This is a genomic window from Vibrio limimangrovi (genome assembly GCF_054064025.1).
The window spans coordinates 188,897-201,736 of record NZ_JBSUGF010000006.1; the positions used below are offsets into that span (position 1 = coordinate 188,897).

Here is a 12,840-nt window from a genome sequence, read left to right on the forward strand (position 1 = left end):
ATGTCTAGGCTAAGCTGTGTGTAAAATCATTGATGTAAAGTGCCGTAACTGCTGCGGATCTGGGACACATTTATAGGTTTCCGACCAATTTACGAGCTGCGCTTTTATTAATTCGCATTGCGCTTTGGTCAGGCTGATTCCCATCCCTTGATAGATTGACTCTATCGCTTGCATACCAGAATGCTTACCCAGTACCATTTGATGAGTTCGCCCCACCAGGCTAGGTGCAACACCCTGATAGTTATTGATATCTTTAAGCAACCCATCGACATGAATGCCAGATTCATGCGTAAAAACACAGTCACCAACAATCGCTTTTTGCGGTGTCGATTGTCTTCCGGAGGCAACTTGAACATAACGACACAGGCCGTCTAGTTTTAACAAATCAACTCCGGTTTCCGCTTGTTTCAACACATTCAAGGCAACGGTAATTTCCTCTAGTGCAGCATTACCCGCCCGCTCGCCAAGACCATTCACGGTCGTATTTACAGAGTTCGCTCCAGCACGTATCGCTGCCAGAGAATTCGCTGTCGCCATTCCCAAATCGTTATGCGCATGCATTTCAATCTGTAGACCCGTTTTTGCTAGTACTTCAGATATGATCTGGTAAGTAGAAAATGGGTCCAGAATACCGAGTGTGTCAGCGAAACGAACTCGACTCGCGCCAAAAGACTCTGCCACTTCAAGAACCCGACACAACACGTCATGATCGGCGCGAGATGCATCCTCCATGCCCACGCAGACCCGCATGCCGCTCTCAAGCGCTTGTTGAATAACGCTCTCGCAACCAATCAAAACATCGTTCAAAGTTTTATTCAGCTTATGTTTAATTTGTTGATGTGAAACAGGTATTGAAAGATCGAGCCAATCGAGTCCGAGATTACCAGCACACTGAACGTCTTCCGCCCGCATGCGACACCACCCCATCGTCTCTGCCTGATTCAAACTGCTGGTAATCGCTTTGATGGTTTCCCGCTCTCGTTCTCCCATCGCGGGAATACCCACTTCGAGCTCTGTGACTCCAGCCGATTCCAGTAACGTCGCAATATTTACTTTTTCGTCGGTGGTAAAGCCCACTCCTGGGCTTTGTTCACCATCGCGTAATGTTGTGTCATTGATAATGACTCTTGCAGGCTGTACATCCTTGTCCATCGCCATACTCCTAGCCATATACAGGAATAAATTCCGTGGCACTTCCTTGTTGAGTTTGGTTATTCCAGTACGGAGACATTTCGCGTAATCGCTCTACGATTGGAGGCAAATGCTCGAGTACGTGGTCAATGTCTTCATCGGTCGTAAATCGAGACAATGAGAATCGTAACGTGCCGTGAGCAGCGGTAAATGGAATCTGCATCGCTTTCATCACATGTGAAGGTTCCAGTGATCCTGATGTACACGCAGAACCCGATGACGCTGCAATACCCACTTGGTTCATCATCAACAGAAGCGCTTCACCCTCAACATACTCCACAGCGATATTGGTTGTGTTCGGCACTCGTCTCTTAGGAAAACCGGTGACGAAGCAGCTTGGAATACGCGCTAATAGCCCTTGTTCCAAACGATCACGCATCATCTGAATTCGAATCGTTTCTGTTTCCAATGCAATGTAGGCCATTTCAGCTGCTTTCCCCATTGCAATCACAGAAGCTGCGTTCTCTGTGCCTGCACGTCGCCCACGTTCTTGATGGCCGCCACGCAATAGCGGACGAAACTTAGTTCCGCGTTTGACATATAACGCGCCAACCCCTTTAGGAGCATGGAACTTGTGTCCGGAAATAGACAACATGTCGATAGGACAGCTTTGAACATTGACCGGGCATTTGCCGACCATCTGTACCGCATCAACATGAACGACTGCACCATAGCGTTTCGCTAGCTGAGCAACTTGCTCAACAGGAAATATCGTGCCGGTTTCATTATTCGCCCACATGATAGAAATGATAGCGACATTACGACTCAACGCAGCTTTCAATGCTGTCATGTCGAGACGGCCTTTTTTGTCTACACCAATCCAGTGAATGGTGTAGCCTTTGCGCTCCAATGTCTGGCAAAGTTGCAGTGTCGCCGGGTGTTCGACTTGTGTTGTGATGATCTCTTTCTTGTCTGGGTAAGCTTCAACGGCAGATAAAATGGCCGTTGACGTCGCTTCGGTCGCGCAAGAGGTAAAGATCACTTCGCTTGCATGCTCCGCACCAATTAATTGCTGCACCTGTTCGCGTGCCGTTTCCATCGCGTGGCCGACAACCGCGCCCAGACGGTGAATTGAAGAAGGGTTCCCATAAAAAGTATCTAAGTACGGCAACATTACTTCCAGAGCTTTAGGGTCAATGCGAGTTGTCGCATTGTTATCAAGGTAAACCAGCTTATCACTGCTTAATTTAGCGTTAAACGTCATAAGAGCCTTCCTTTTTAATCGTGTTTGGTGAGGTTTCTTGTACTGGGAACACCGTGTAAGCGTCACCCAAGGCTTGGGTAATTTTTTGTTCCAGATTTGCCAGCGTCAGGCCAGATAAGCCACAACCGACACACGCACCGCTCATCTCGACGAAAACAATGTTGTCTTCAATCTCTAACAGGCGTACATCACCACCATCTGATTGAACTGAAGGACGAACCTGTTCAATGATCGATTCAACGATAGCGACGATCTCTTCGTCTGGCTCATAACGGCTTTTGGCCACGTCTATAATGAGCCCTTTCTCCGCCATTTCTTTAAGGCAATCTTCTAATACCCACTCAATTTTCTCGTGGCAAGAAGTACAAGCCCCACCCGCTTTGGTGTAGTTGATCACCTCTTCAAGCGTTGTGAGCTTATTGGCTTCCACCACACGTTTAATCATCAGGTCATCGATAGCAAAGCACTTACAGATTAACTCCCCTTCCTCATGATCATCTTCTAACGTTTCACCACGATAGTTCGCAACTGCCGCATGTAAGGCTTCCATACCCATTACGGAACAATGCATTTTTTCTGGCGGTAGCCCATCAAGATATTCCGCGATGTCTTTATTGGTAATGCTTAAGGCCTCATCAAGTGATTTACCAATGATCATTTCCGTTAGTGCTGATGAAGACGCAATGGCGCTACCGCAGCCGAAGGTTTGAAAACCAGCGTCTAAGATCACTTCACTGTCTGGCTCGACTTTAAGCGTTAAACTCAGTGCGTCTCCACAACTGATTGAACCGACATCTCCACGTGCATTAGCATCCACAACTAATTTTGCGTTTTTAGGCTGAAAGAAATGTTCCTTCACCTTATCTGAGTAATCCCACATAGCCACTCCTTGGTTGAATATCTTTCGATTCTTTCGATAGTGTTACCGTTGCAATAACCCGACCAAGATCACAAAAAACATAACCTGCTGATTTTTATAAATAAAAATATGTGTGATATGTAACATTGAAATAAGTACGACAATATTGTCTTAAAGTTTGTAGGGTTTATAACAAAACAAATTGTCAGATACGAAACAATGGAGAAGTTTGTAGCAGTAGAAATAATAAGGATGAAAACTCACCCTTATTAGAAATTAAGCTCAAGTAGTGAAACAAGTATAAAAGTCAGCGTCATTCCGAGGAGCCATAGCGACATCAGGAATCTACTAACTTTTAGCACGTAGCCGAAATTAACACCTTCAGCACCAGTACACTCGGTAAGCAGATCCTGAATTACGCTCCTTCGTCGCTTTTCAGGATGACCGATTAATTGGAATCGGATATTCGTCGCTAAGCCGCAGCAAAAGTTTGGCAGTTTTTCGGACACACTTTTGAACAAGCTTCACAACCAATACAATCTTCGGCGTTTTTAAGCGTCATGACCATCATGATTTCATCTTCATCAAAATAATCATCATCTTCGTCTATGCCTTCTTTCTCAACTAAATCAAAGACATCTCGGGAGCACACTTTAAAACACCGACCACAACCTATGCATTTTTGTTCATCAATTGCCTCAATAAATTGAGGTTCCCATGGTTCTCCCCCACGGGTATAACTTTGTTTATTACTCACATTAACCATCCTTGTATCAAACGTTACCAATCTTCATCCATTAGCTGAGTCAGCCTTTTCTCTGTATCCGAGGCTTCTGGCAGCTTACTTTTCTTTAAAGCCCGTGCGAGCCAGCCAGTCTGAGCACTGTCTAATTCAGACATGACTTCCGTCAGTAAAAAGTGAATGTCGCAACTCTCATTGACTTTGACTGGCTGGATATCACATTCAAGCAATTGCCGAATAGCCGAAGCACCACATGCATTACAGAAGATCGCTGCACACCCTGATAAGTCAGCGATGCGACTAGGCAATTTATCGTGTGCCGGGCCGCTAGTACTGTATTCAATGGCTTCCATCAGGTGCCATTCCGTGTTGTAAATACCGTAAATCAATACGCCTTTGGCAGAACCAAAATGCTGGTCAACGGTTTGTCGATCCGAGGTAGTAAAAGCAATTTTTACGCGCAGGTTCTCCTCGGTCGGCTCTGGTGGGAGGTGCAGCCTCCTTTTTGTCGACTTCATAACACCTCCGTTGTTGGTAATACATCATGCGCACCAAAACGATAGTAACTGACGTGTGGTGTTACCTCGTCTTTATGATTGCGGAGTAATAAGTTGGCAAGAGAGAACAGTCGTTGACGAGCACCTTCGTATCCTATTTGTTTCAGCTCCATGTTTCCAAACTGGTCAAAACATGGGAAGCCGACTCGCATAACCGGAACAACCGATTCACACACGTTGGCACAATGGCTGTTGCCAATAACTAACGTTAATTCAGGGTTTGACAGATCGATACACGATAAGTCTCCAACAATCACTTCTTGTGCTTCCATATCTTGCAAACTCGGAACATCTAATGTGGTGACGACCTGACTAACAGTCCCACCAGCCATGGTGATTAGGTCGACGTAACCGTTCGCCAAGTCAGGCTCAAGTGCGATGGTGTATTGCTCGCCACTAAGCAGAAAATGGACATCAAGCAATGCATCCTGTAGTCGTTGGCGCTCACGTGTTATCCATCCGGGTACTGGACGACCACTTATCTCAGACAACGTCATGATAAATTGGTCAATTGCGTCTAGCTTCATCGCCATCCCAAATTGGCGATACTCAATGCCGAATCGCACCTTAAGCCATCTCGCCACATCATCCATAGATTCGCCAAATACCAGCGTCATCTCACTGTCGGCCATCAGCTCAACTTCAAGGACTGATGTGCCGCCTGTGCTCGTTGCACTGTAGTCCTCACGGCCCAGGTGGCCATCTAACGAAAGCGATAAATCTGGAACCACAACAGAGTCCAGATCGAATGCTTCCACGTAGCGTTTAATCGTTTCAATATCCGCAGAAGTAATCCCAATAGAGCAGAGAATGTTCACTTGTATGCGCTGTTTGGCACGACCTGTAGGCCCTTTAACCAATTGTTTCACGACACTACGAACAGTATGTGCGAAACCCGTTTGCATCGATCCGATGAAGTCTGGGGTCATCACCGGGACAATTCTCGTATCCGAATATTGCGGATGCTGGAGAGTGAATTCGGTAATGGCATGATACAGGTCAGCCCCCTGCATTTCAGTTAACCCCGTACTCATTAATACGATCAGTTCAGGGGAATGCTTCTCACATAACACCTCCAGTGCTTCGCTCACATTACTCTCACCGCCCATGACGGCAGACACCTGGTCGATTGCCGTGTTCTGTAATGGAATAGGCTCCCTCAAGTGTTGAATAAGGTAAACCTTAGTGAACGCACTGCAACCCTGAGAACCATGCATCAAAGGTATTGAGCCAGCAAAACCTAGTGTCGCCAAGGTTGCCCCCGTCGCCGGACTCGTCTTTAACGGCTGAGTAACCAGTGGAGAATTTTGTTTGATTGGAGTAACCATATCAGGCTCCTTTTTCAATGATGGTAGAAGTGAATGTTGCGTCTTCGACGATCCAGGGAGCCTGACTTTGAACGGCTTGCCAGATAGGTGCCTCTATTGTTCTGCACAGTTCTTGCGCTAAGGTGAGCATACCTTCATACCCGGCATAGGCATGTTCACGCTCTTGGTTGATATCCAAAAAAGGCAACTTAGCTTTTAATGCGGTGTACATGTTTCGTCCACCGGCAATCATGACATCAGCGTGATATTGATGATAAGTATCAAGCAACAATCTAGCGCCACCTTCATCCAGCATTAACGCATCTTTACCCATAATCTCTAGAATTTTATTTTTATCAGATTGCGTAGATTTACGGGTTCCTGTTGCGACACACTCAATACCCAGCTCTTGCAAGGCACTCACTACTGACCAGGATTTAACGCCTCCGGTATAAAGCAGCGCTCGCTTCCCACTCAGTTTTTCTGCGTAAGGTACCAGAGCAGAGCGAATGCGACTTTCTTCCTCTGCAATCAACGCTTCTACTTCTTCACTCAGTTTGGGGTCGCCAAGTAAACGGGCAAATTCTCGTAGTGAATTCGACGTATCTTCGATACCGTAAAAGCTTCCTTCAAACCAAGGTATGCCCCATTTTTCTTCTAGTTTTCGCGCAACATTCACTTGTGCTCTAGCACAAACGACCATGGCAGCGTCAGCGCGATGCATAGTTTGTATTTGATGAAACTGAGTATCACCCGCCATACAGCACAACACTCTTAGCCCTAAACGCTCAAATAATGGCGAGACATGCCAAAACTCTCCGGCGATGTTGTATTCACCAATGAGAACGATATCGTGTACTAGCCGAGTCGAGTCGTGGAGCATTTTTGGTTTTGCCGGAGGCTCAGCGCTGCCCACTACTCGTTCAACCATAACATTACCTGCGATTCGGTTACCCAGGTTTTTATTGCCATAGAAGCCCGCCGCATCGACAGGAATCACAGGTATATTCCAACGCTCTGTAGCAAGGGAACAGATGGCTTCAATGTCATTCCCTTCGAGAGCAGGAACGCAGGTCATATAAACAAAAACCGCAGGTGGTTGATGTTGTTTAATAAGCTGTTTTATCGCATGTAACAGACGTTTTTCAGCACGTCCCATGATGACATCCTGCTCATTAAGGTCAGTGGTAAATCCATAACGAAATAGATTGCTGCCCAGAGCACGAGTCCCGCGGTTGTTCCAGCTGTTTCCCGCACAGCCAATTGGACCATGTACGATATGTCCCACATCCGCTATTGGTAATAAGCTTATCTGTGCGCCATCAAAACAACATCCTCCAGCCGTCGCCCCTGGCTTTGGTCGGCTACAACCACTTTTTTCTCCGCTGTTGTGCTCACAGGCGGGTTCATCTTGCAGTAACTTGATCTCCGATCGCTTCATGCGTCTCTCCTTGAGTTGCAACAATTAAAGTTGAGATACTGGACACTTAGTTAGCTGCAAGTGTTATTCCACTCGTAACTCATTGATTAAATTAGAACCCGACAAAGACAAAAGCTGACATTGTCGTAAAACTGACAAAAAGCGCTTCACTAATCGTGAAGCGCAATAACGAGCCCGGAACTCTGAGCTAATTCCTGAGTCAGAGAACTGCACCCAGAAATACTATGAGACACCAAATGGACATCAAAACCACTCGCTTCAACGTACGCATCATGTGAGCCCATCTCCTGTTCAAAACAGAGAGTAAAACGCAAATCAGGATAACTGACTTGCAGGCGAGATAAGGTGTCCTGATTAATATCGGATTCATTGTCTAACTGCGAAACAATATCTGACAGCATGTTCTCGGATAAACGAGTCAGTTCGACACCGGTAGTACGCTCAGTTGTAGCTGAATTATTCATAGCTCTCTTCCTCCAGAACTTTCTCGGAAGTCGCAATGCCTAGGATACGTTTAATCCATGGAGGTGGATTCGTGGAGATTACGTTTGATAAATCGCTAAGCACTTCTTCAGCAGACATAGGCGTAAGCTTTTTAATCGGATGAATATTGGCGCGAGTGACACGTGCAGCAGCAGGGCCACCAATAGACAAGGTGAACAACATGTGGCAATCACGAACTCTATCTAACATCGCGATAGCACGTTGTTCGCCTTTTTTCTCAGTTGGCATTTCACGCACTTCAACCAACTGATGTTCGATTGCATTGACTTCATAAATCAGCACACGTAAACAAGAACCATAATGGCCATTCACCATTTCACCCTGATTCGAAGTCAAAGCAACTTTTAGTTTTGGTCCTGCAATCGGCTCTTGGGCCGGTACTTGTGGTGCTGAAACATCGCTCACTTCAGGATTACACAAAACATCCAGAGCACTAGACACATCTTTGCGTGTCGGCCCAGAACCAAGAGAGCTCACCATTAAACGAAACGCTTTCGGTGATAAACCTACCAACTTAGTTTCAGTAAGCGGCTCACCCAGATGTTGGATCAATAGCCCTAACAAAGAGCGTAAGTCGATATTCGGTAGCGATTTAGACGCCAAAGCAACTCGAAGAGCTGCTTGGTCAGAAATAGTAGTGTCCATCATGATATTCCCCTTAACTTACGCCGCTTGTAACCGTCTGGCTTTCACCGTGATTGGCAATCTGGGTTTACTGGTCATTGGATCAATATGATAAATAGCACCATTTGCCAGGCGTACCTCACCACCCCATTTATCTTCAGAATCAAATTCGAAGAAAGTAATGACCTCTTCCAAATCCTTTTTAGGTAAATAAAGTGACAACTGGTTATTTTCGTTGTACTGAATCATTACATTAGCCATAACATTTCCCTCGTTTCCGGCTGAAAAAGGACCGACGGCAAACACCGTCGGTCATTTAAATTAACGAACTAAGTCAAAACCAAGGTCAGTTTTGCCTAGGTCGCTTGTATCGCGATCCAGCTTAGCCAGTACTTCGTTAACCAAAGTGGTCAGGACGTACATTGCACCTTCATAGCCCAGTGTAGATTGGCGATGTAAGTGATGGCGGTCAAAGATTGGGAAACCAATGCGCACGAGTGGTACTTCAAACTCAGGACCTTTCGCTTTGGTATCACGCTCGATGAATTTACCGTACGAGTTACCAATCAATAGGTCTGGCTTGTCAGTGAACATGAGTGAACGTAGGTGCCACAAATCTTGTTTGAAGTACACTTCTGCACCTGCACCGTATGGTGTTTCTGCAAGTTGTGCTTCAATTTGTTTCTTCCATTTTTTAGAACCGTTGTTGCAAAGAACATGCTTAATTTCGCAACCAAGCTCGGTTAGGAACTTACACATACCCAATAGGTAATCCGGGTCACCGTAAAGTGAAATAGTTACGCCATGTAACCATGTGTGCGAGTCAGTCATCATGTCGACAAGACGACCACGCTCTTTAGTGAGTGACGCAGGGATCGGTTTACCTGTTACTTCAGAAACTTTCATCAGGAATTCGTCCGTCCACTCTAAACCCATTGGGATAGCAGTAGCAGGAACTTCTTGTTTCCAAACACCCTCGATGTATTTCTTGGTTTTCACAAGTTGATCAGGCTGAAGCAAGAAAGTTGTTTTAGCATTCGGTGCATCTTTCATTTCTTCAATTGTGGTACCACCAGCATACATGCGGTATTCGCCGTCAGCAGGGGTATCCAGTACTTCTGATGGATCACATAGGAAAGAGTAATCAACGTCCATCTCTTTCAACATACGATGAATGACGCGATAGTTACCAAGATAAGTTTCAAATCCAGGAATAATGTTGATTTTACCATTGCTGCCAACTTCTTTACCTTCCATATCAGTAAAGTACTTAGCCATGCCTTCAAACATGCCATCCCAACCTGTCACATGACTACCAACAAACGATGGAGTATGTGCAAATGGTGTTGGTAATTCAGCAGGGATATGACCTTTTTGTTTCGCGTTATTAATAAACGCGTTCAAGTCATCCCCGATTACCTCTGCCATACAAGTCGTCGAAACGGCAACCACTTCTGGTTTGTACAGCGCAAATGCGTTTTCCAAACCCTGAAACATGTTTTCCTGACCACCAAATACCGCTGCATCTTCTGTCATAGAGTCAGAAACACACGCAACAGGTTCTTTGAAGTGACGGTTAAAGTATGAGCGGAAGTACGCTACACAACCTTGTGAACCGTGCACATAGGGTAGTGTTTTCTCGAAGCCCAGAGAGCACAGTACCGCACCTAGTGGCTGACACGCTTTCGCAGGGTCAATCGTAATGTGTTTACGAGCAAAGTTTATCTCTTGGTATTCTTTCGTTGTTGTCCATTCAAAGGTTTCACGAACCTTCTCAGAATCAACGCCTTGTTCAAAAGATGCACGCTTATTCGCCATCATCTCTTGATATTCTGGTTGCTGAAAGAGAGCATAACCAGTTTTAATATCTTCAACTTTTTGAGTCATGAGTATTCTCCTACCGTGCCACTAATCTGTGAACTCCGGCTCGGGTTACATTAATTGGAAATCCTTTCCAACTCACATTAAGCAGTTTTTGCCAGCGCTTCATCTGATGCTTCTTCCAACCAAGGTGCTTTCATCTTGTTCCAGCAAGGGTTGTTGATGGTCAAATCCATATCGCGAGCGAAAATAGCAAAGCCATCTACACCGTGGTAAGGACCTGAGTAATCCCAGCTGTGCATTTGACGGAATGGGAAGCCCATTTTTTGGAATACATATTTCTCTTTAACACCTGAACCAACGAGGTCTGGTTTAAGAGCTTTTACATACTCTTCGAGTTCGTATGCACTCGCATCATCGAATAGCAGCGTTGAATCCTTCACTTCTGGGGTTGTTTTCACGTAGTCATCGTTGTGAGCGAACTCATAACCTGCACCAGTGATTTCCATGCCTAGGTCTTCATACGCACCGATGATATGACGAGGACGCAGACCACCGACATAAAGCATCACTGACTTGCCTTCCAGTCTAGGGCGGTACTTGTCGATAACCGCTTGCCATTGTTCACGGTAGCGAGCAATAACCTCTTCCGTTTGTTGCTGGATTTTCTCATCAAACAACGCGGCAATCTTACGCATTGACTCTTCGATCTTCGTTGGACCAAACAGGTTGTACTCTACCCATGGAATACCATGTTTTTCTTCCATGTAACGAACGATGTAGTTCATAGAGCGGTAACAGTGAACCAGGTTCAGTGCCACTTTTGGTGTGTTTTTCATTTCTGGTAGCGTACCGTCACCAGACCATTGAGCAACAACACGCAGACCCATATCTTCCAGAATGATACGAGAAGACCAGGCATCACCACCGATGTTGTAGTCACCAATGATGGCTACGTCATAAGGGGTTGATTCGATTTTCTCTTCACCCTCAGTTGCATCAAGAACGTAATCACGAATAGTATCGTTCGCGATATGGTGACCCAGTGACTGAGATACACCACGGAAACCTTCACAACGTACAGGGACGATTGTTTTACCGATTTCTGCGCCTTTTACTTTTGCTACCGCTTCGATGTCATCACCGATAAGACCAACCGGACACTCTGACTGTACAGAGATACCTTTTGACAGCGGGAACAATTGCTCAAGTTCATCAATCGCAGCTGAAAGTTTTTTGTCACCACCAAAAACGATGTCACGTTCCTGGAAGTCAGTGGTGATATTCAAAGTACCAAATGAATCAACACCAGTCGTACCAGAGTAGTAGTTACGACGACCAGCACGAGAGTACTGACCACAACCGATAGGACCATGAGAGATATGAATCATATCTTTTACTGGTCCCCAAACTACCCCTTTAGAACCTGCGTAAGCACAGCCACGCACAGTCATCACACCAGGGACAGTTTTACGGTTAGAAGTGATACAAGACCCTTCTGATGTAGAATCGGTAATCGCTACGTGCTTCTGACGGTCTTCACGCGCTTTTTCAGGATAGACTTCCAATACCTCGTCTATCAGCGCCTGCTTTTGTTCTTTATTCATCGACATAATCTGCCTCCAAATTTATTTTTAGCTTATAACGGCTTAACAAACATTTAAGCCGAATCAGTTATTTAAGCTAGTTCAGCAGCAGTTTTACCAACGATAGACTCGTCTTCAACTTCCATGATGCCGAATTCCATTAACAGGTCTTCAAGCTCATCCATAGAACATGGCTCAGGGATAACGAACATTTGGTTCTCGATAACTTTCTTAGCAAGAGCACGGTATTCGTCAGCTTGGTTACAAGTTGGGTCATACTCGATAACAGTCATACGACGGATTTCTGCACGTTGTACGATGTTGTCACGAGGTACGAAGTGAATCATTTGAGTACCGATCTTAGCTGCAAGAGCCATGATCAGCTCATCTTCACGGTCAGTGTTACGAGAGTTACAAATTAAACCTGCAAGACGAACACTACCTGTTGCCGCGTACTTACAAATACCTTTAGAGATATTGTTTGCTGCGTACATTGCCATCATTTCACCAGAAACAACGATGTAGATTTCTTGCGCTTTGTTTTCACGAATTGGCATCGCGAAACCACCACACACAACGTCACCAAGAACATCGTAGAATACGAAATCTAGGTCTTCGTCGTACGCACCTTCTTCTTCCAGGAAGTTGATCGCTGTGATTACACCACGACCTGCACAACCAACGCCTGGCTCTGGACCGCCTGACTCAACACATTTAACGTCACCGTAACCAGTCAGTAGTACATCTTCTAGTTCGATGTCTTCAACAGTACCGGCTTCCGCTGCCATTTCCATGATGGTATTTTGCATCTTAGTGTGTAGGATAAGACGAGTTGAATCCGCTTTCGGGTCACAACCGATGATCATTACCTTTTGGCCTGCTTCAGCTAGAGCCGCTACTAAGTTTTGAGTTGTAGTGGATTTGCCGATACCGCCTTTTCCATAAATTGCACATTGACGAATTGCCATGGTCTATCTCCTTTTTAATTTAGACTCATGACAGAT

General features: G+C 45.5%; 13 protein-coding genes. All 13 read right to left on the reverse strand.

The annotated features are described in order from the left end of the window. Positions 1 to 9: 9 nt before the first annotated feature. The 13 genes from nifV to nifH all read right to left on the reverse strand — a co-directional run bounded on the left by nifV (position 10) and on the right by nifH (position 12,804). Entirely contained in the window at positions 10 to 1,152 is a 1,143-nt protein-coding gene (gene nifV, locus ACWYU8_RS06795) for a homocitrate synthase (RefSeq protein ID WP_457518275.1), read from the reverse strand. Between the two features lie 10 nt (positions 1,153 to 1,162). Then, positions 1,163 to 2,395 (reverse strand): cysteine desulfurase NifS, encoded by a 1,233-nt coding sequence (gene nifS, locus ACWYU8_RS06800; protein WP_444493096.1) that lies wholly within the window; start codon positions 2,393 to 2,395, stop codon positions 1,163 to 1,165. Next, the gene (gene nifU, locus ACWYU8_RS06805; protein ID WP_457518277.1) at positions 2,385 to 3,275 is read right to left on the reverse strand and encodes a Fe-S cluster assembly protein NifU; all 891 of its coding nucleotides are present in this window, start codon (positions 3,273 to 3,275) and stop codon (positions 2,385 to 2,387) included. Before nifU ends, nifS begins: the two co-directional genes overlap by 11 nt. Before the next feature lie 451 nt (positions 3,276 to 3,726). Continuing rightward, positions 3,727 to 4,011, reverse strand: a complete 285-nt coding sequence (gene fdxB, locus ACWYU8_RS06810) for a ferredoxin III, nif-specific (RefSeq protein ID WP_457518279.1) — start codon at positions 4,009 to 4,011, stop codon at positions 3,727 to 3,729. 23 nt (positions 4,012 to 4,034) lie between these two features. Then, on the reverse strand, positions 4,035 to 4,514 hold the full coding sequence (locus ACWYU8_RS06815) for a NifB/NifX family molybdenum-iron cluster-binding protein (RefSeq protein WP_457518281.1): 480 nt from the start codon (positions 4,512 to 4,514) through the stop codon (positions 4,035 to 4,037). Continuing rightward, a complete protein-coding gene (gene nifN / locus ACWYU8_RS06820; RefSeq protein ID WP_457518283.1) occupies positions 4,511 to 5,881 on the reverse strand; it encodes a nitrogenase iron-molybdenum cofactor biosynthesis protein NifN in 1,371 nt (456 codons plus the stop codon). The genes ACWYU8_RS06815 and nifN overlap by 4 nt, the downstream gene beginning before the upstream one ends. A gap of 1 nt (position 5,882) precedes the next feature. Beyond that, positions 5,883 to 7,301, reverse strand: a complete 1,419-nt coding sequence (gene nifE, locus ACWYU8_RS06825; protein ID WP_457518284.1) for a nitrogenase iron-molybdenum cofactor biosynthesis protein NifE — start codon at positions 7,299 to 7,301, stop codon at positions 5,883 to 5,885. A 149-nt stretch (positions 7,302 to 7,450) separates the two neighbouring features. Further along, positions 7,451 to 7,765: a hypothetical protein gene (locus ACWYU8_RS06830; protein ID WP_457518286.1), complete on the reverse strand. Its 315-nt coding sequence runs from the start codon at positions 7,763 to 7,765 to the stop codon at positions 7,451 to 7,453. Continuing rightward, the gene (locus ACWYU8_RS06835) at positions 7,758 to 8,453 is read right to left on the reverse strand and encodes a NifB/NifX family molybdenum-iron cluster-binding protein (RefSeq protein WP_457518288.1); all 696 of its coding nucleotides are present in this window, start codon (positions 8,451 to 8,453) and stop codon (positions 7,758 to 7,760) included. Before ACWYU8_RS06835 ends, ACWYU8_RS06830 begins: the two co-directional genes overlap by 8 nt. Positions 8,454 to 8,468: 15 nt before the next feature. Next, the gene (nifT, locus tag ACWYU8_RS06840) at positions 8,469 to 8,690 is read right to left on the reverse strand and encodes a putative nitrogen fixation protein NifT (protein WP_176292819.1); all 222 of its coding nucleotides are present in this window, start codon (positions 8,688 to 8,690) and stop codon (positions 8,469 to 8,471) included. Positions 8,691 to 8,750: 60 nt separating this feature from the next. Further along, positions 8,751 to 10,316 (reverse strand): nitrogenase molybdenum-iron protein subunit beta, encoded by a 1,566-nt coding sequence (gene nifK, locus ACWYU8_RS06845; protein WP_457518289.1) that lies wholly within the window; start codon positions 10,314 to 10,316, stop codon positions 8,751 to 8,753. Between the two features lie 77 nt (positions 10,317 to 10,393). After that, positions 10,394 to 11,863: a nitrogenase molybdenum-iron protein alpha chain gene (gene nifD / locus ACWYU8_RS06850; RefSeq protein WP_457518291.1), complete on the reverse strand. Its 1,470-nt coding sequence runs from the start codon at positions 11,861 to 11,863 to the stop codon at positions 10,394 to 10,396. Between the two features lie 65 nt (positions 11,864 to 11,928). Next, positions 11,929 to 12,804, reverse strand: coding sequence for a nitrogenase iron protein (gene nifH, locus ACWYU8_RS06855; protein ID WP_444493106.1), 876 nt, complete (start codon positions 12,802 to 12,804; stop codon positions 11,929 to 11,931). Between the last annotated feature and the right edge of the window lie 36 nt (positions 12,805 to 12,840).